Raw genomic sequence first — 19,950 nt, forward strand, 5'->3', positions numbered from 1 at the left:
CAGCTTTGTTATATATTTTGTGATTACCACTCTACTTGCTGCAGCTATTGTACTGCAACTTCTACGGATTTCTATTTGTAAGGTTACTCAGGTAGCTAGATAGCAAATAGATTTTATCCATACAAATACACAAATCAGGTTCTCTATAAAATAATCAGATTTCTATTACAAAAAATGCCAGACAAGTGAATAGCTCACCTACTGGCATTTATTTGTATGGATATTTTTAGTTATTACACTGTTTTCTCTTCCAACTCATGAATACGGTTCAGATATTCTTGCTCTTTACGGAACATTTCTTCCTGAGTGGCAGCAAGTTCTTCCATATTCTGACGCATCTCCTCTTCTTGAGCTCTCAACTCTTCTGCCTGTTGTTGTGAAGCAAGTAACAATCGGGCAGTTTGCTGATTAATTTGTTCAGTAGATACTACAGAAGCCAACTGTTCACACAATTTCTTTACCAGTTCGATCTGATGCTCTCCAAATACAGTAAACGAAGCCAGTTCCAGAATACCATATACTTGATCTTTCAATACTAATGGGCAGATGAGAATACAACGAGGGGGAGCATCACCAAGACCCGAAGTAACCCGAAGATATTCCACAGGTACCTCCTTCAGGAAGATAAATTCTTTTTCCAGATAAGCTTGTCCCACCAAGCCTTCACCTGGCTGAACAGTCTTAGTAAGGTATTTTCGGCGATTGAATGCATAACAAGCCATCAACTCCAGCTGGTTATTCTGAGTAACAAACAATCCTCCCTGATTTGCATTCACATATTTGACAATAAAGCTGACGATAGTGGCATAAAAGTCACCAGACATATGTTCTGTTTTACGCAAAATATCTCCCAGTTCTGCTAATCCATGTGTGATCCAGTTTCTCTTCTTATCTTCCAGTGTCACCTGTTGTAACTTATCTCTCATCTGTATCAGTGAATTACCCAACACATCATTTTCACCTGACACATGAAAAGTATGGTCAAAATTACCTTCTCCTATATTTTTGGCGAATAGACTGGCACTTTTCATGTTATGTATCACCTTATTACCAGCTGCAATAATCGCATTTAACTCGTCTTCGGAAGGTTGTATATCATCTGGCAATTCTCCTGCCTGCAATTTAGTAAGCATATCTACAGGTTTCTGGATAGACTTTTTCAAAGATTTAGAAACCATATACCCTAACCCTGCCCATACAATAGCAGCAATAATCAACGCACTAATCATGACACTGTTGGTAACCATAATTTCAGCATTGATTTGCTCTGTTTCGGCATGCAGTTCCTTTTCCTGTGTATCTTTGATTGTCTGCAGCATCTTTTGATAGTCATGACGAAGCTTACGTGATTTATTATAAATCAACTCATGTAATTCATGATCTAATTTAGCTTTTTGAAGCAGATCTGCCAGAAGTGCATCTTTAGAAGCTGTATCTGAAGCCTGTGCTAACTGAATACGATTTTGTACTGGAGCGATGTTTTCATCATAAAACTGTTCCAGTTCATCCTGAACTACCTTATACTGGTTAAGCTTTACAATTACTACATTTATATTTTCCTGATCTGTGGCTGAAAGATCTTTTTGAAATTCCAGCAGACGCTTTACCTGAAATTCTACCTCTTTCTCCCATATTTCAAGACGCTCTCCTTTGTATTTGGTGTCACCAGACATAAAATAGCCTCTTTGGTTGGCAGCCAGCTTACTTGTACCTATAAGTATCTCATTGACAACAGCTCTAACAGGAATACGTACATTTTCTATACGGTTCACAACTTCCAGTGATTTCTTATTCTGAATATAGATACCAATTGTATATCCTGTCAGAATAGTTAGAAACAACACAATCATTACCCCAATCTTGGGAATAATTTTTTTCAGCGAAAAATCTCGGATATGCTGGCTTAGCTTAAAAATACTCATACTATACCTCCATTTATTTCCTACAATTAATATACTACTCTCTAAAACCGATTCTATAATCGAATCCGGTGTGATAATGTGATGCGAACAATATGTCTGTCAAGATAGGTATTCTCTTTCCGTTGCCAGTAGTTATGCATATAGCCGGCCTCAAGTCCAAACGTTTTGGATAAGGCTTGTTCGTATCCAATATAGAATCGATTCTGGTCATACCATACACCATTGTTTGTATTCACAAATAACTCATCACTTACTTTTAAAGATCCTTTGGTACTGATCTGATAGTTTAGCTGGATACGATAGCGCAGACGTAACACAAATGAGTCTTCAGCAGTGGCCTCTCCTGAAACCGTTCTATGCAAAAACCGTTCATCTACGCGAAGCTTATTTTGTAAAGAAGCCTTTTTGGATAGCTTTAGTTTATGTGCTATTTCCTGAAACGGACGAACTTCAGCTAATCGGGAAGTTACTCCTGTTGAAGTATTGTAGGATTGCTGACGGGAAAGAGTTACTCCCACAGCAGGTTCCCAGGTACCTGCATTATAGTGAAGATGCGAGTGACCAATCAATTGGTTTTCAGTACCAACGTCAAATCTTCTCCGGTTTTCGATTTCATTGTGCCAGATAAACTTTTCACTGATAGTAAGCTGATTATAATAACGGAACCAATACATCTTCTGCAAGGAAACTATCTTCTGTCCATAAGATACAGAAATACAAGTCAGCCATAACCCGGCAGTCATCACATATAAACTCAAAGACCTCACAAAGCGCCCTCTACTAAACATATTCTGAAATATGTTAATATTCCTTTGTTTTGCGCTTATACTTCTTGTCGCCTGCCCTTGTAGGTGACCTGTTATTGCCCTATTCCACGCTCTCATTCTCTGTGCTCCATTTTATTTGGTATATCTGGCTTTATCTATTTATTCCGGATACAAAGATGCAGAGAGGCATAACGACCTGCAAAAAGTTAAGAATCAATTAAATACCCATGTCATTTTTGCTCTGATTTACTATTGTACCTGTTTGAACTACTTAGTATACCCCTTACTTTTTATTTTTTTTATTACCATACGTATCTTGTCATAAATCCACTAAAACTTTAAATTATATTCTCTAACAAACTTAAAAACCTCTAAATAAAGCTTTAGTCTCAATTTATCATGAGAGAGAAACACTGTATTTGCCAATAAACATTTCTTTCTAAGAAAAGTCTTAGTATGTAAGTATTCTGACCACAACTGATTGTTTATACCTATAGTTGCTGTTTTCAAAACAAATCGGCACAGATCTAACTACCTGATAAAGAACAATAAAAGGTTAAAAACCTTTAGTATATCTGCTCAAAACGCCCTAATAAGGTCTACTGAATTCTCTTTTAGTATCATAGCCTGAAACGACATATAGTTATCTTTGAGGAAACGCTATAGTAGGATAAAAGAATAAATGACTAGTAATCAGAAAAGACGTAAAACTATTTATGAAGAGCGACAGGATACGTGTACTATATCGTCAGGAAATGTGTCCTGCTAGTTTAGGAGAAGGTAGTGAGTCCAAAAGTCCATTGAAACCTCGTCTGCTACTAGAGTACCTGGATCAGATGCAATTGATGGATTATTTTGAGATAGACAGCACATTTACACCATTTGCCAATCAGGATTTTTATATAGCTCATACACAGGAGTATGTAGATGGATTTTTTCAGGGACAATTGCCACATAGCAATGGGCAGGGCCTGCTTGGTATTGATTGGAGTCCGGAATATGCTGACAGCACACGCTATACTAATGCCAGTTTGTATCATGCCATTCGGGGATCGATTCAAAATCCTTCCCGGATTTATTTAAGTCCTACATCAGGCTTTCATCATTCCATACCTGCACACGGTGCTTTGTTCTGTGCTTTTTCGGGACAGGTCATTGCTGCGCTGAAAATATATGAAGAGTTAGGATTAAGTGGCGCATTTATTGATCTGGATGGACATTTTGGAAATAGCATAGAAGACAGTCGTTATTTTGCCCCAACTCTGAATAAAGCCATTCCACCTGGATGCAACATCAATATCCGGACTGAACATACCGAGTATTTACAGGATCTGCAAATACGAATGCTCCTGCTACAGGAACGATTTCTGGCTGGACAGCTACATTATCTGGTATTTTGTCATGGAGCCGACAGCCATGAAGAAGATGATATTGGGCATCAACTAAACACAGAAGAGTGGATGGAATGTGCTCATATATTTGCCAGAACAGTCCAGCAGATTGAATCTTCATTAGGACGTCCAATCCCTGTTTCACTGGCTTTGTTTGGAGGGTATAGAGAAGATGATTACAACTCAGTTCTTTCGCTACATACAGGGAGCTTGCTACACATTCTAAAACATCTTTCCGGGATAGCTATAGAGTATTGGCCTGCTGTCAGTAAGAATTTACGTAAAAGCGCTGATAAGAAATAATGAAAAGTGGGTAAGATTGGGTAAGATATGGGTAGGATTTTGGGTAAGATTAACTTACTGATACTAAGGGCTGGGTAAGCTGGGTAAGATTCCCTTATATATGTATATAGAGAATACTATAAAAAATACTATATATAGTGTATACTTACCCATCATTCCCACTTATTCCGGAAGAGTTACCAGCCAAAAATCCTACCCATCTTACCCAGCCTGATTATCAATTCATTACATCCTACCCAGAGGTTACCCAAGTCTACCCAGCTTACCCAAATGCACATGTATGGTAACATCGTTCCTTTACTCCGTACCTGTAATTTTGATTTCATTGGGTCTATAGGCACTTTTCTTTGATAGTTACTATAACAGACTCCAGATATAATAAAAAAATAAAGGAGTCAGCACTAGTGGCAACCAACTCCTTTCATTGTTTGTCTAAAACCTCAGCTCAGCAAGTATAGACTTGCTCAGACAACTGCTACCTGTGCCAGTTGGGTTTCTATCCATTCATAAGCAAATGAGGCTACTTCTTCCCATCCTGGCTCTCCACAAATAAAATGTGAGCGATTGGAAAAGATCTGACAGGAAGTCTGGCTATCAGAATCGGTATAGGCTCTACAGTTTTTCTCTACCAGGTCAGGCGGAATAATATGATCCTCTTTGGCTCCGATAAATAAGAGCGGTACATGTGGCATATCCAGATCGACATGACCCGACGACCCCAGACAGCCTCTGAGTACATTCCGGCTATCATGAGTAGCAGTCTGCAGGTAGGCTTGCTGAGCGTCAGCAGCATTAAGCGTATTACAAAAAGTATGATGGAAGCTTTCCGGAGTTTGTCTGAATATCTGATCTCCCTTAAAGAGATTGGTTATAGAGGCTACATTTTTAAAGAAAGGCCAGTCAAAGGTCATCATCATGTTGGGAGCTACCGAACAAATCGGAATACCCAAAGAGGCCAGGTTGTTGTTGACAAAGATTTGCGTAAGCAAACCACCTACTGAGTGTCCAATAAGAATAGGTTTCTCATTGACATCCAGACTGCTTCCTCCAGCGGCCCGTATAGGCCCTTCCAGAGCAGTAATTACCTCTTCGAGCATCAGATCTCCAAGGCTGGCAGGCGGATTGTCTCGCAACTGGTAAGGCTCACCCACATGGTCAGGCCAGGCAGGTGCAATACAATTAAAATCGCGTTCGGTGAAGTAGGCTATCCATTTTTCCCAGCTTTTAGGATTCTGGAACATGCCATGCATAAAGATAATAGTCTTTTTCATACGAGGAATGTTAGAGTGAAAGACTAATTGAGATGTATTGGTAGCCCTTTTTACTAGAAAAAGTGGGCTAACTAATTGGTAATGAAAAGATACAGGTTACAAATAAGGATTCCAAGTATATAGATGAGTTTCACAGTTATAGCGCAAAGAAACTATCTCCCCCTATACAATAGCAGAGCAAAGACTTTAAGTTTCAAATGGATTTGTGCCATACATCTCCATCTTGATTCATGCTTCCAGACTATGTATCGATACAAATAAGCTATCAGTCGGTAGAAAATCCCGTACAGTCTAAACCAGCAGATTTGCCAATTATACTGGCACTGGCTTTGCGATATAGTCAGCAAGAAGCTCTAAAAGAGCAGATTAAAAACAAATCATAAACCCTTTATTTCATTACAACTATGAAAAAGTTAGCATTCCTTGCAGCCTTAGGTTTTATTCTGACAAGCAACGTTTTTGCTCAACGGATAGACAGAGACAATAATCGCAATACTGCTTACATGCACGAGCGAAACTCAAGGCCCTATCGTGCTTCACCAGAAGAGATAGCTCATCGAAAAAGCGAAGAACTGGATCGGAGATTTCGTTTAAGTGGTAGTCAGCAAAGAAAAGTAGAGGCGCTGGCACTACGTACTGAACGTGAGAAACAGGATCTGGAAAGACGGGACCGAATGAGAGGAATGCCAGAATATAAGTATAGAAAAGAAATGCAGCGTATCCAGAACGACTGGGAAAAAGGTCTGAGAAGTATACTGACCAGAAAACAATATGACTCATACAGAGATCGTTGGAACTAGGTCTGATAATCTTTCACAAAATGAAAAAGCAGTACATTGATGTACTGCTTTTTCGTTTATAGACTATTTAATGAATAATTTTAGTATTTGACTACTGGTATAGTATAGGAAGAGGTCTGATCTGTTACCAAAATCCGATAAGTCCCTGCTGGTAATTTACTCAAATCTATATGGATACGTCCAGCTTGAACCTGGCTATTCTTCTGTTCTATTACTTTCTGGCCTAGCACAGTGAATACCTGTAAACTGACTTGAGTTGTGTTTGCATTGGGTACTTCAATGCTAACATCTGATGCAGTAGGATTGGGATACAGCATATATGGATTCAGATTGCGTATAGTTGAGTTCTTGTCTGTAGCCAGTCGGGCAGTTGTGTTAGCTGCATCTGCAAGAACGGATACTTCCTGTCCTGTAAAGGCATAGTTGTAGATTCTGAGATCATCGTATATATGGTCGCTATACGGATCATTTGGCCATTGAGATTTACCCAGATAATTTTGAGTGGTGCTACCCATATCAGATGGCTTAACCGTTGCCTGGTTATCAGAATAAATTAACTGCCCATCCACATATAATTTAAAATCTGTTCCCTGTTGGGTAAGCGTGACATGTACCCATTGACCAGTAGGTAATACGTAAGGAATATACCGATCGTATGTACCAGAAGGGCTAGTTATTTTGTAACGAATGTTTGTCCCGGATTTAGGAGCCAGAATCATAAATGTTCCTGTTCCACTTCCAAAATCAAATATCCGTGTATTGTTACCCAAATCAGCAGGTAACTTCAGCCATGCCGCAATGGTAAAGTCATTCAGGGTACTGACAACTCCCTGTGGCAATTGAATATATGATTGCAGGGATTTACTTACTGTTGTTCCTCCGGATAAGCTATCCTTTCCCGCACTCCAGGTAACGCCATTGATCAATGTTCCGTTATACCCGCCCCAATCATCGGCTGCAACTGTTCCGGAACTCTCGTTAAAGCCTATGTGCAGGTAGTGTCCCTGTACAGGAGTACCCGTTAGTACAACCGATTCAGGACTTCTTCCTATTGAGTTATAGGCAACAATCTTATAGTAGTAAGTTTGATTGTTTTGTACACTTGCATCTTCGTACCGAACCGCATCAACATTGCTAGCAATTACCTGATAAGGTCCACTTTGCAATTGGGAGCGCTGAATTTCATATACCACATCATGGACAAAGTTCCAGGTAAGTGTAATACGGGAATCTCCGGAAGCAACCCAGGGACTATATACTCCTGTTGGTGCAACCAAGGGATTTGTCCTGAGTTGCAAAACAGTAGAGTTCACACTTTCTCCGGCAGAATTAAGACTTGTAACCACATAATAATAGGTTGTAGCAGGACTCAGGCCTTCATCCTGATAAGTAAGCGAATTGGTACGACCCAAGATTACATCAAATGGTCCCGTCTGATTTAACGAACGTTTCAGATTATAAGAACGGGCAAGTGTAGTAGAAGCAGCCCACTGCAAACTGATTTTTGAAGAAGAGAGCACTTGGCCGGTAAGACTTGCCGGAGGTTGCGGAGTAACATCCCGTAGTACATCCAGTGAAGCAGAAAACACAAACTGATCACCAGCCAGATTGTATGCCTTAATACGATAGGTAGTTTTAGCCCGTACATCATCTACATAACTCATGGTGTCTCCATACACATAGTTTGTAAACTCTTGTATTGCCAGAAAATCAGCATTTATACCCTCTATTTTTCGTTCCAGTACATACTTCGATCCTAGTTCCCCATTCAGATCATTCCAGGTAAGAGTAGTCTTGAAGTAGTTGTCTTCATGAATTGTACTATAGATTTGTGGAGAAGCCAGCTTCCAGGTATGGATATACTCCAGTTGCGGATTAAAGGCAAAGTTTGATTTGTTGGAAGCATAATATTTGCCCGCAGGCGTAAGCGTATCAGCCAGTACCATAGCCCGTTTATCCTCTACCCAATCATAAATGGCATACCGCTCAATAAAAGAGGTTGTATCCAGTACATTCAGAATGCCGATCATATCATTATACTGCTTCTGAAACTGTGCCTGAGGATCGGCAGGCCAGGACTCAGTAGTCCAGTTAGCCCCATTGTTCCATTCTGTAATCCAGAGTGGACGTTTCACCCGATCATAAATGCTCTTTAATTGAGAATACCATTGTTGCGGAGTCAACCCACCCCAGTAACAGTGTATAGCCACATAATCTACACGGTAGTTGAGTTCGTTACATTTGCTCATAAAATCTGTAATCCAGCTGTTCTGAGGGGAAGCAGGTGCAGGTGATCCTAACCGTAAGCCAGACTTCATCATCTCAGGCCATTGGGCAATCGCTTCGGCTACTGTCATATTAGCCTGATCCGGGCGGTCTGGTTCATTAAATCCCAGCAAATGATTGACATTCTGTTTCCCATTCAGTGCTTCCCAGGCAGGCCATCCCCCATTCTGACGGATGATAGAATAATGATAGTTGGCCGTTGACTGCCCGCCTATATTCCAGTCATAATACCAGGTGGATTGTGTCAGATCCAGTGGAGTTCCACCACCAGCCTTACCTTTTTTACTTACCCATTCCCATTTAAATACTCTGATAAAAGATGTCTTTGCATCCAATGCCTGAGGCAATGTATTTACAATCAGATCATCATCATTGGCAATGAATACACGACTAAAACCTGATCCATCCGGATTGGTTGCCAGTGTAGCCATATACCCCCGTTTCAATCGAAAGGACTGAATCTGATTGTCAAAAGTACCCAGATTTTTATGATACGTTTCGATCTCAAATGATCGGGTATCACCCCCAAGATTTGGATCTGTAAATACTTCCAGTGCAGCCTGTGAGGTGACATTACCATTTGGAATAATGACAGTTCCATTTTTATAGATGGCAATGCGAACAGCCGGATTATTGGCAGCAGAAGCCGCATTGATCGTAACTTTGTCAAGCCAGTTGGCTATCACCTCTGAAGGGCGTACATTGTCAAAGAAAAGCCAGGCATCATTGGAATTTAGGGCCACCGTAGAATTAACCATAGGTACAACCTCTCCTGTTAAATGGAGATCTGTTTTGCCAGGTACAATGAAGTTAGTATTAAACGTAGTGGGCACCTTAACTACCTGTCCAATCAGTGTCACATCCTGTTTGGGATGTGTTACAATCTCTGAAGGGGCATAGGCACCTTCTTCATACGTTACAAATCTCACCTCCATATCTACAGCTCCATTGGGATAATTCTTACCAAAAATGAATCGGGGCTGCACATTTACTTTGTTAAACGATAGTTCTGCAATAGAATACAATCCCCAGTCACCTGTAAATGTCAGATAGTAATCACCTGCTTCCTGTGAAGTAAACAAGTAGTTTTCCCGATTTAGAACACGTGTACCACTTGTATAAAATACATGTTTATCATATCGGCCTGTCACTGTGTTGGTTTTTCCAATACCTACTGTAATTGCCTTGCTACTCTGTCCATTGGATACATAGGCATGCAACATCGAAAAATCATAGGTAGTATTGGCTTCCAGTGTGACTTTATACCCATACCAGGCATCTTTGTAATCATTGTTGTCCCAACGGATATATAGTACTCGGCCTGTATAGGGACTGTTGTTATAGGTATGTGTATTGGTAGTGGTTGTTACATCCATATACCGAGATCCACTAGTACCATTGGCGGTATTAAATAAATTGGCAGTAGTGCCTAACAGCGTCCATCCATAATCACTGGGTTTACCGGATGTAGAGGTAGATGTCCCAGCCCAGTTTGGCATCAAATTCACAGAATCTTTTACCACATTCAGAAGATTGCTAACTTCTACCCCACCTGCAATGTCTTTAACAGCTGCTACAGGTTGAGACTGAATAAACACTCCATTCTGATAGATATAGGCAATATCACTCTTGACAGCAACCCGGATCAGTTGTTCTTCATCTTTTTTGGCAGCAGATAAGGTTTTTGCATTGGCCAATGGTGATGTAGATTTCAACAATGCAGAATCCAGTGATAACCGAAATCCTTTTAGTTTTGAATTCCGAGCCTCAATATCCAATCCACGTCCTGTAGCTGCATGTATAGTGGCTGCTATTTCAAGAGTAAAATCATTGGCAATTGGCCGTTGTTTGACTACTGTATCAATTTGAGCAGTCTGTGAAAAAGTTTTATTCGAAAGCAGAACCTGTGACAATGTAGTCTTAGTCGGCAGGTTGGGACTTTGAGCTGTTACATACTTGCCATAGAGGCTCAATAGAATGACAAGTGCACTTGTAAAGATACGTCTACTCATAAAGAAAAAGTTTAGGTGAAAAAAGGTGTTAAAAATCCTGCTCCGGTTTCTATTCGGAACAGCACATGGCAGATGTATGCATTCGTGGATTATGAATACATGGATAAAAATCACCTGCTTTTAAAATGTATGTAAGGCGCTCGCTTTACTAACAATAATTCAATAAAATGAAATAATAATCCAAAATTACACGATACAGAGAAGATACAGAGGGGTATTTTCGTCAAAAAGAGGGGATAAATACTTCGGCAACAAAGTCTTATGAGAAGCTAGACTTAGATAGGATGTTTAGATCCTACATCATGAAGAGCGTAGATACAATAGAGACCTAAAAACAACTTAAGTTATGCTACATGTAAAGGTCTGGTTGTCTCCCAAGAAGGCTTTTCTTTTTGCGCATAATTTGCAGCAAACTATTTTTTAGCCATGAGTCGGCAACATGTCTGGTAAATGAACAAATTGCGTTTTATTCATGGCAATTTTTATTTTGACCGGAACTCCGATCACTTTTTCGTCTTGCGCATCGTTCACCGCAAAAACAAAATCTGATCGGAATTCACCGCAAAGTTTTTCCTGCTGTGAATAAACCGCAAGATAAGGACTTATTGTGTCCTATATCTTTTTCGGGAAGTTGTAGGAACAGAGTATTTTTATCTCTCAGAAACCACAAATCACTCTATTTGTCACATTTGTCCCGCAGTGGCGAGAAGTTTCTTCCAGAAGGACAGAATGGGTTGCAGAGTGCTCCTCCTGAAGTTGGCAATCATGAATCAGGCAATTGGCTAGCTAAAAGTTAAAATAACTCAAATTGGCTTATTAGATGAACAAACCTTATGCGCTCTTCATTACCTCTGCTAGTACAGGTCGTTTTTTCGATGTGGTTGTATTTTTTCTCTTCTCCTTCTTCCCTTTTCTGAGCCATATAAGTACGCCTGTTACAGGTAAACTTGTGGCAATCAGACAAGCCAGAAAGTACAGGCATTTGGTAAATGTCCCAAAGATTTCACCTGTGTGAATCGCCTTAACAGAAGAAAGCAGTTTTTGGCTAAATGATAAATCCGAATAGGGTTTTAGATCCAGCACAGCTCCTGAATATTGATCCAGCACTACTCTGTCAATACCTGAGCAGGTGAAAAAGCCATCCTGGTATTTTTGAACAGCATAAGATCCTTCTGTATCTTTTGGCAACGTTATTCTCATATTTCCAGCATAAGTATACAGAGTAGACGTCTGTGAGATAATTCTCTCCAGGCTAAGCGGCTCTTTATCTTGAATTTCAGACAAAAATGTATTCTCTTTGGAAAAAGGTTTAGCATGAAGCAAAGCCTGAGCACCTTCTTTGTACCACTTAAAAGCAAAGTAAGGCCCTGTAGTAGCCATAATAGTCACAAACAGGAATGCATAAAATCCTAAGGTCTTATGCAGATCAAAATTGATCCGTTTCCAGCTTGCATCCATTTTAATTTTAAATCCGATTTCCCACGCATGCCATTTTTTCCAGCTTGATACCTTGGCTGGTAGCCAGAGTATAAAACCGGTAATCTGTAAGAAAAGCATCAGAATACAGGCTGTTCCGGTAATAGCCCCTCCTACATCTTTATTTTCAATCAGCAGCCATCGATGTAGTTGCAATACTTTGGCAAAGAATTGAACAGAAGGTGTTTTGGCATCTCCCTGAATAATTCCAGAATAGGGATTTACCAGATAGCTTTTAGCCTTTTCTTTTTCCCCTTCTCCTTTCTTTGGTTCTTTAGAAGGATTTGTTTTATGTTCTTCTTTCCCTTTTGCTTCCAGATGTTTGTTGTCCTTGGGTATAAGAGTAAAAGTCCAGGCCTGATCAGGCTGCTGAGGTATCTGAATGGTAGTCACCTGCCCCTTCATCTCCCTTTCTACAATACGTTTTAAACTATCTGCTGGTAATGGATTTTTGTCTTCTGAACCTTTCACATAAAACCGGTCGTGATCAATCCATTGGGTAATCTCCCGTTGAAAGGCATACAGAGTTCCACTTATACACATTACTACCAGTACCAGAGCACTTGGTATACCTAACCAGAGGTGGAGATCATTAATAAAGTTGCGAAACGAGTATTTTTTCTTCATTCGGTATTTCGGTTTCTGGCATTGCAAACAACAAAACTATTCAGATTATTTGAATAGACCTACTCAAGAATATTATACGGCCCTCTATATTTGTTAATTTTTGAGAGTCTGGGGAAGAAGACGCTGGTTCACACGAATGATAAAGGCTGTTAGCTTAAGGAAACCACTCAGAAACCACACCCCTTATTGTCCTCCTGAAAGGACCTCGTGGCAAGACCGGCGGTCTGTGGATTTGGGATGTATCTGTTTTTTTCAGAAAGTAAACATGGTTCTATTTGTCACAAGATTCTTTCAGAAGGACAAAAATAAATAAAAAGACAAGAAACAAATTTTCTTAAGTTGATAGCATTAAGCATGCGCTGCTTTCAAAAGTGGCATGGTGGACATCCATGCCACTTTTCGCCTCATCAAAGACTACGTGTCATGAAAAAGCTCAACTCTACTATCTTCAGAAAGGATATTGTAACCTACTATTTATTCATTGCGCAGACTTTTGACAGGATTTTCCAAAGCAGCTTTGATGCTCTGAAAACTAACAGTCAACAAGGCAATAGCCATAGCCAGCACACCAGCCAGTACAAATACCCACCAATCCATATCAATCTTATACACAAAGTCCTGTAACCATTGATGCATGGCATACCAGGCTATAGGAGAGGCAATCAGAAAGGCAATTACCACCAGTTTCAGAAAATCTTTCGATAATAACGCAACCAGACTGCTTATAGTAGCGCCCAGCACCTTACGGATTCCCATCTCTTTGGTACGTTGAGTGACTACAAATGACACTAAACCAAATAATCCCAAACAGCCTATAAAAATACCCACACAAGCAAACAGAATCAGGAAATTAGAGAATTTGCGTTCATTGTCATACAAGGCACGTAAGTCGTCATCCAGAAATTTGGGTTCATAATAATCGTTAGGAAACAAAGTCAGCCAGTGGGTACGAATATGTTGTAACGCAGCTTGCTTTTGAGCAGGATCAATACGAATACTTGCTGTTTTGAAGTTCCAGGAAGCATAAAAATAGGCATGTGCCTGTAAGTTGCTCCGCAGATCTTCCGAATGGTAATCTTTCACGACACCGACAACAGCCGCTTTCATTCCCCAGAACTCCAGCCGTTGCCCCAGCACTTTCTCCATATTCTGAAATCCCATGTCATGTGCTGCCTTTTCATTAATTACAATCGGAATAGGTGAAGTATGACCTTGAGCAGTATCTGTTGCGGTAATGGAACGACCTGCTGCCAGTGAAATTTTAAAGAACCTGAAGTAGCTGGTATCTATATGCTGTAATCGAAAAGTCTCTTCACCATTTGGAAGGCCAGAGTATAATACATTGCCCCACCAATGATCCCGATGACTGGCTGGTGTGGTCAACCCAAATGTAACGTCTTTGATTTCCGGATGTCCTAATAACTGATGACGAAAACGTTCCCGAATCACACCATCTTTACGATCTGGCATTCGAACTGTAATGATGGCTCTTTTATCAAAGCCCAAATCTTTCTGATAAAAGTATTGTACCTGTTTTATCCCAAAAAACATACAAATCACCAACACCTGAGCAATAACAAACTGAGTTACTACCAATGACTCCCGTAAGGAAAAACGCTGTCTGTTAATAATTACGAACTGACTCTTCAATACTTTGATTGGCTCAAACCCAGACAACAGCAGTGCCGGATAAAATCCTGACAAAAAGGTTATCACAATGCCACCACCCAATAAAAACAATAGCGTACTGATATTCCAGACAGGAGCTAATGCTACTTTGGTATTTAGCAACTGATCCGCATACTGTACCAGTTGTGAAGCAATCAAACTTCCCAGAATCAAAGCAGCAAATACCAGCACAAAAGTTTCTCCAAAAAATTGCAGGATAATATGCATCCGGCTGCTTCCAAGTACCTTACGAATACCGATTTCGCGACTTCGCTGCACTGCCTGTACAGTAGCCAGATTAATAAAATTAATACAGGCTATTATCACCAAAAAACCAGCAATACTACTCAATGTATATAGAGTCCACTTAGGCATAGCATAGTTAAACGGATCATTGGTTGTGTCAAAGTGCATTTGACTGAGGGGCTGTAATTCGTATGAGGCAATGTCTGACCCTTTATGATAGTTTTGAACTAATTTTGTAAGCTCTTTGGCAATCGCGTCTGAAGAGGTTCCTGCCTTAAGTAAAACAAACCCCTGATTCATGGAATCTCCCCCACCCCAATAATCATCATTCTTAAATTCAGGCTGAAGCTGTTTTAATGTTTCTCTGGAAACAATCATCTGCATTGGGAACCCCGTTTGTACAGGCATTTTGTGAATAATCCCTGTAACCATCAGGTCTACATCATTCTCAAACCGAATCACTTTGCTCATAGCATCCCCATTAAATAACCGCTGAGCAGTTTCATCATCAATTACTACCTGTCCGGGAGCATTCAGTGACTGACCAGGAGAACCCTTCAGCCAAGTTATATCCAGCATCTCTAACAATTCTGGCGGGGCAAAAAATGTATTTTTCTGCTGATATACCTGGTTATTTACTTTAATCGTAGTAGCTTCCATTCCATAGAGATTAGCAGCCTTCTCTACACCAGGCAAGTGCTCCTGCAAGGTTTTGATCACTCCCTGTGGCGTATGTGATTGCCGCTCTCCAAACTTATCCGTAGACCGAATGTGATAAATGCGATCGACATTTGTATGAAACCTGTCAAAACTATACTCAAACCGCACAATCCAGAACAATACAATAGCAACGCCCAATCCAAGACTTAGACCTATCAGATTGATGGTGGAATATAGTCTGCTCTTTTGCAGATTCCGAAAAGCCACTTTAAAATAATTTCGTATCATATCCGGAGAAAATAAAGGTGAAGAAAAACGATCTTGCTTATGTTTAATGGCAAATGGACGAATAAATCCCAGTACATCACGCCAATAGTTCAGACGGGCGTTAAGTAAACCTTTCTTTTCAAGCTGATAATAAAACTCTTCGTGCAAGTCCCCCTGAATATCTTCCAGTTTATCAGGTGAGCAAAACCACGCCAGAAATCTATCTGCCCATACAGGCGGAGAGGCTCCCATTCTGAAAAATCTTTTCATATACTGGTAGCAGGTTTAAATGAATCTGGTAGTAGATTCCAAAGATGGTTACGTACAGAATGAATATCCTGCAATGTCTGACGGCCATAAGCAGTAACTACAAACAAGCGTTTCCGTCTTCCTCCCCGTTCTGCTGTAGCCTCCCCCATTTCTGAAGATACCATACCCTTTTCCTCCAATCGATGAAGGGCTGCATGCACCTGGTTTAGCCGTACTGAACGACCTGTTTGTTCAACAATTTCATGTGTAATACTTACTCCATAGGCAGTTGCATCTAGTAAAGCTACTGTAAGAAGTACTAGCTCTTCAAATTCTCCCAGATAGGTTCTTTTCATGATTAGTTCCGGAATTTTCTATTTGTTCCATTTTTGCTGATCAAATCCTTTGCCAATTCTATAAAACCCCACCAGAGCGCTTCAAAGTAGTTTTCTGGAAAAATGGCCCAGTAGAGATGTTCTAAAATGGACACATCATGTACTAAAACGAACACTGATAGACAAGAGCAGAAAAATGCAGAATACAAAAGCGCAGTGGACAGACATCACAATTGAATTCCACTTCACTTCGATAACACAGGAAATCTTACACGATCTATGAGTGGCTATTATCAGTATGTTAAAAAAAATTTACGCATATGTTATGAAATTCCAGTTGAAGTAATTTATATTTACACATAATCTCTATAAAGTTAATAGACTATGAAAGCAAATACTATAAATTTATTTTTTCATTTTTTGTCTGGCTACCGATGTTGTTGCTAACTACTAAGCAGACTCTAATACTGCTTATCCCAAGAATTATTAAGTACAACATCAATTAGTATCTATCCGTAAAAGAACACTATCATGGCCATTCAATATCCCAAATTTACTTTAGGAGAAACTCTTACTGCTCAACAAATTGAGTTCTTCAATACCAATGGATTTATTCATTTCAAGAACTTTATCAAACCTGAGACAGTCCAGACCATTACAGATGCCTCATTTGAGGTTCAAAAACGCTGGCTGGAACAGGACATAAAAAAAATAAATGGTGTACCCATTAAATATGGAAAAGATCTTAATGGAGATACTATTATACAGCGTTTTGCTTTTATCAATCAGCATCATCCCGTATTAGGAGAATTTCTGGAAGATCCCCGTTTCACTACCTTACTCAATCTGATTGGCCCTGGAGCACGTTTGGGAAAAACAGAAAAAGATGGAATGGTTTTCAACCATTACGTAAATGGCCCGGAAAGCAAGTTTAGTCAGATGGGCTGGCATGTTGACGGTTTGAGAGATATCTTCCATGGGGGCAAGCTGAACCCTATGCTCAATGTGGGTATTCATCTTAGCAACTTAAAACCCGAAAATGGAGGATTACGACTTATTCCAGGTACACATAAACAAGGTCTGTATCAATTATTGTTCCGCAAAAAACATTTCCTAGATCATAAACCAGATGCAGAAGAAGTAGCGGTTCTACCGGAAGCGGGTGATCTTACCGTACATGATGGACGTTTGTGGCATAGAGTAGAGAAATCATCAGTTGTAGGAGAATCAAGTCGCAGAAGAGTTATTTATGTGCCCATTATAGCAGGAAAATACGAGCCTAAAGATGAAAATAGCCCAACTGCATTTTATCAGCGATTTGCAGGAGTTGTCAAATAAATAAGAAAATCCCATTCATTTCAAATGACAAGTAGTTATTTAAAATGAATGGGATTTTTACTTAAATCCTTACTAACTTATTTACTCTGACGAGAAGTTTTTTCGGATACCCAGCTTTTTCATTCTTGCTTCCAATGTAGTAGGCTTCAGTCCCAAACGTTGGGCAGCTCCAAATCGACCCCGAATACGACCTCCGGTCTCTTCTAATATTTTCAAAATGTGTTGTCGTTGACTTTCCAGAAAGCCGTCTTCTATCTCTGTAAGGTTAGCTGATTCCTGTGGTAAATAAACAGGAAGTGAACGAGGGATATCTTTTTGAGTAGCCATACTGGCAGAAGCTGTAAATGCAGGTACTATATCTAGTTGAGGACCTGAAGCCAGGATAACAGCCTGTTCTATTACATGTTCCAGTTCCCGGATATTACCTGGCCAGGAATGGTGCAGCAGAAAATCCATCATTTGAGGAGTCACACCTTCAATGCCTTTCCCTATCTTACGACTATACTTCTCAATAAAGGATCTCACTAATAAAGGTATATCTTCACGTCTTTCACGCAAAGGAGGCAATACGAAAGGAAAGGTACTTATCCGGTAATACAAGTCCATCCGAAACTTATCAAGAATAGCTTCCTGATACAGATTGCGGTTAGTAGCCGCAATGACTCTTATATCCAATTGAATAGTTTGCTTCCCTCCTACCCGTTCAATTTCATACTCCTGCAATACCCGTAATAGTTTGGATTGTAATTCCAAAGGAAGCTCACCTATCTCATCCAGAAAGATCGTTCCCCCATTGGCTAATTCGAATTTACCAATACGTCGTTCTGTAGCTCCGGTAAAGGCTCCTTTTTCGTGTCCGAATAGTTCCGACTCAATCAATTGAGCAGGTAGAGCTGCACAGTTAACTTTAATTAATGGTCGATTTTTGCGATTGGACATATTATGAATTGCCCGGGCAATTAATTCTTTACCAGTTCCAGTCTCTCCCTGTAACAATACTGTTGAATCCGTTGGGGCAACTCTATGTACATTCTCCAGTACTTTTTTAATAGCAGGAGAACGGCCTATGATTTCCGAAAAAGCTTGTTCCTGATTAAGTTCCTGAATCAATAAGGTATTCTCTCTTCGCAATTTTATTTCCAGTACCTCTTTCTGCTCAAATGTCAATAGCCGTCCAATCTGATGTGTAATCTGTTTAGCTAGCTCTATAAGAATCCGGAGATCTTTACTAAAAAACGAATTCTCTTTTTTGCTACAAACAATCAATGTAGCAAAGGCATCATTAGGCAAGGCAATCGGAACAAACAAAGCTTCTTTCACCCCCATCACAGTGGCAAACCGATTCGAGACAATCAGCTTCCGACTTAGCTCACTATATTCCTCTGCTGTAAAAATATGTGGTCTGGAATAAATCTCCAGTTGAGAAAAAGCCGATTGGCGATAGGTTTCCAGATCCAACCCAAGCATTTCCAGCATTTCTTCCCGACTAATCAGTGTAAAGCCTCCATTTTGCCGCATTGCATTGTATCCACTTAATACAAAACCTGTTTTGGGAGAAAACGCAGGAATAGTTAGCAGATCACAGTTAATCATATTGTTGATGGCCGCAGTAATAGTCAGAAACATCTGTCCATAATCTTTTTCCGATGTTAAGGCATTCATTACCACCAACTGCATCGATTTTTCACGAAGCTGTTTCTCCAGAATTTCGCAATGCAAGGTGTGTTCCACGGCCAATGCCAGTCCTTCACTGTGCTGTTCGAGCCAGGCTGTAGTTTCTGCAATAGGTGCTACCTGATTAAATGACAGAATTATAGCTCCCAGTAACTTGCCTTTGGTAAACATGGGTACTGCTACCCATATAGATCCATCTGGCAATTCAATCGATATCTTGATTTGTTCTGTAAATACACGGTTTTCAATTACCTGATTCTGAGCAAAAGTCAGCTTTCCGCCAGGCTTGGTCTTTTCTATATATAAATGCTTATTCTCTTCTCTGGGAAGAGCCAGATGCATATGGACAAAACCCAATTCGGATTGAAACTTATACAGATAATCCACCACTTCAGGCAATTTCTGCAGTTTAATCATGTCCATTAGGAAAGAATGTGAGCTCTCTTGCAATGCCATTATTCAATCAATATAAGCTTGTACAAATAAACTCCAAAATCAATAGAGCATTAAAACCCTACAAATGTATACTATTGGAGAATAACTCCAATAGTATTGGAGTTATTCTCCAATAGTATCATTATCCAACTAGTCACCAAGCAACCACCCAAAGAAACAAAATACTGAAAATCAATACATTAAACACACAAAAGCAAAACAT

At 39.9% G+C, this 19,950-nt stretch carries 12 protein-coding genes; 4 read left to right on the top strand and 8 right to left on the bottom strand.

All coding sequences use genetic code 11. The features are described from left to right. Nucleotides 1-233: 233 nt before the first annotated feature. The gene (locus QNI15_RS26925) at nucleotides 234-1,922 is read right to left on the bottom strand and encodes a GAF domain-containing protein (RefSeq protein WP_314034700.1); all 1,689 of its coding nucleotides are present in this window, start codon (nucleotides 1,920-1,922) and stop codon (nucleotides 234-236) included. A gap of 53 nt (nucleotides 1,923-1,975) precedes the next feature. Next, complete coding sequence (locus tag QNI15_RS26930; protein WP_314034701.1) at nucleotides 1,976-2,710, bottom strand: DUF2490 domain-containing protein; 735 nt, start codon at nucleotides 2,708-2,710, stop codon at nucleotides 1,976-1,978. Nucleotides 2,711-3,405: 695 nt separating this feature from the next. Between QNI15_RS26930 and QNI15_RS26935 the strand changes: the two genes are divergently transcribed. After that, complete coding sequence (locus tag QNI15_RS26935) at nucleotides 3,406-4,383, top strand: hypothetical protein (RefSeq protein ID WP_314034702.1); 978 nt, start codon at nucleotides 3,406-3,408, stop codon at nucleotides 4,381-4,383. Between the two features lie 464 nt (nucleotides 4,384-4,847). Here QNI15_RS26935 and QNI15_RS26940 read toward each other — a convergent pair whose 3' ends face one another. Beyond that, nucleotides 4,848-5,654 (bottom strand): alpha/beta hydrolase, encoded by an 807-nt coding sequence (locus QNI15_RS26940; RefSeq protein ID WP_314034703.1) that lies wholly within the window; start codon nucleotides 5,652-5,654, stop codon nucleotides 4,848-4,850. A 230-nt stretch (nucleotides 5,655-5,884) separates the two neighbouring features. On the opposite strand from QNI15_RS26940, the gene QNI15_RS26945 reads away from it, so the two are divergent. Both QNI15_RS26945 and QNI15_RS26950 read left to right on the top strand, forming a co-directional pair. After that, nucleotides 5,885-6,037, top strand: a complete 153-nt coding sequence (locus tag QNI15_RS26945) for a hypothetical protein (protein WP_313987375.1) — start codon at nucleotides 5,885-5,887, stop codon at nucleotides 6,035-6,037. Between the two features lie 21 nt (nucleotides 6,038-6,058). After that, complete coding sequence (locus tag QNI15_RS26950) at nucleotides 6,059-6,454, top strand: hypothetical protein (RefSeq protein WP_314034705.1); 396 nt, start codon at nucleotides 6,059-6,061, stop codon at nucleotides 6,452-6,454. Nucleotides 6,455-6,534: 80 nt separating this feature from the next. On the opposite strand, the gene QNI15_RS26955 is transcribed toward QNI15_RS26950, so the two are convergent. The 4 genes from QNI15_RS26955 to QNI15_RS26970 all read right to left on the bottom strand — a co-directional run bounded on the left by QNI15_RS26955 (nucleotide 6,535) and on the right by QNI15_RS26970 (nucleotide 16,301). After that, nucleotides 6,535-10,752, bottom strand: a complete 4,218-nt coding sequence (locus tag QNI15_RS26955) for a glycosyl hydrolase (RefSeq protein ID WP_314034707.1) — start codon at nucleotides 10,750-10,752, stop codon at nucleotides 6,535-6,537. Nucleotides 10,753-11,583: 831 nt separating this feature from the next. Continuing rightward, complete coding sequence (locus QNI15_RS26960) at nucleotides 11,584-12,855, bottom strand: PepSY-associated TM helix domain-containing protein (protein WP_314034709.1); 1,272 nt, start codon at nucleotides 12,853-12,855, stop codon at nucleotides 11,584-11,586. A 474-nt stretch (nucleotides 12,856-13,329) separates the two neighbouring features. Next, nucleotides 13,330-15,966 (bottom strand): FtsX-like permease family protein, encoded by a 2,637-nt coding sequence (locus tag QNI15_RS26965; protein ID WP_314034711.1) that lies wholly within the window; start codon nucleotides 15,964-15,966, stop codon nucleotides 13,330-13,332. Next, nucleotides 15,963-16,301, bottom strand: coding sequence for a PadR family transcriptional regulator (locus QNI15_RS26970; RefSeq protein ID WP_314034713.1), 339 nt, complete (start codon nucleotides 16,299-16,301; stop codon nucleotides 15,963-15,965). Before QNI15_RS26970 ends, QNI15_RS26965 begins: the two co-directional genes overlap by 4 nt. A 510-nt stretch (nucleotides 16,302-16,811) precedes the next feature. Between QNI15_RS26970 and QNI15_RS26975 the strand changes: the two genes are divergently transcribed. Further along, complete coding sequence (locus QNI15_RS26975; RefSeq protein ID WP_314034715.1) at nucleotides 16,812-17,618, top strand: phytanoyl-CoA dioxygenase family protein; 807 nt, start codon at nucleotides 16,812-16,814, stop codon at nucleotides 17,616-17,618. An 81-nt stretch (nucleotides 17,619-17,699) separates the two neighbouring features. Here QNI15_RS26975 and QNI15_RS26980 read toward each other — a convergent pair whose 3' ends face one another. Continuing rightward, a complete protein-coding gene (locus QNI15_RS26980; RefSeq protein ID WP_314001590.1) occupies nucleotides 17,700-19,709 on the bottom strand; it encodes a sigma-54 interaction domain-containing protein in 2,010 nt (669 codons plus the stop codon). Nucleotides 19,710-19,950 lie beyond the last annotated feature (241 nt).

Source organism: Xanthocytophaga flava, assembly GCF_030068545.1.
GTDB classification, from domain to species: domain Bacteria; phylum Bacteroidota; class Bacteroidia; order Cytophagales; family 172606-1; genus Xanthocytophaga; species Xanthocytophaga flava.

What these genes read in the sequence shown, in the direction of transcription:
- QNI15_RS26970 (WP_314034713.1), bottom strand. Translation starts at nt 16,301, where the DNA reads ATGAAAAGAACCTATCTGGGAGAATTTGAAGAGCTAGTACTTCTTACA.
- QNI15_RS26960 (WP_314034709.1), bottom strand. Translation starts at nt 12,855, where the DNA reads ATGAAGAAAAAATACTCGTTTCGCAACTTTATTAATGATCTCCACCTC.
- QNI15_RS26945 (WP_313987375.1), top strand. Translation starts at nt 5,885, where the DNA reads ATGCTTCCAGACTATGTATCGATACAAATAAGCTATCAGTCGGTAGAA.
- QNI15_RS26955 (WP_314034707.1), bottom strand. Translation starts at nt 10,752, where the DNA reads ATGAGTAGACGTATCTTTACAAGTGCACTTGTCATTCTATTGAGCCTC.
- QNI15_RS26930 (WP_314034701.1), bottom strand. Translation starts at nt 2,710, where the DNA reads ATGTTTAGTAGAGGGCGCTTTGTGAGGTCTTTGAGTTTATATGTGATG.
- QNI15_RS26975 (WP_314034715.1), top strand. Translation starts at nt 16,812, where the DNA reads ATGGCCATTCAATATCCCAAATTTACTTTAGGAGAAACTCTTACTGCT.
- QNI15_RS26980 (WP_314001590.1), bottom strand. Translation starts at nt 19,709, where the DNA reads ATGATTAAACTGCAGAAATTGCCTGAAGTGGTGGATTATCTGTATAAG.
- QNI15_RS26935 (WP_314034702.1), top strand. Translation starts at nt 3,406, where the DNA reads ATGAAGAGCGACAGGATACGTGTACTATATCGTCAGGAAATGTGTCCT.
- QNI15_RS26965 (WP_314034711.1), bottom strand. Translation starts at nt 15,966, where the DNA reads ATGAAAAGATTTTTCAGAATGGGAGCCTCTCCGCCTGTATGGGCAGAT.
- QNI15_RS26950 (WP_314034705.1), top strand. Translation starts at nt 6,059, where the DNA reads ATGAAAAAGTTAGCATTCCTTGCAGCCTTAGGTTTTATTCTGACAAGC.
- QNI15_RS26925 (WP_314034700.1), bottom strand. Translation starts at nt 1,922, where the DNA reads ATGAGTATTTTTAAGCTAAGCCAGCATATCCGAGATTTTTCGCTGAAA.
- QNI15_RS26940 (WP_314034703.1), bottom strand. Translation starts at nt 5,654, where the DNA reads ATGAAAAAGACTATTATCTTTATGCATGGCATGTTCCAGAATCCTAAA.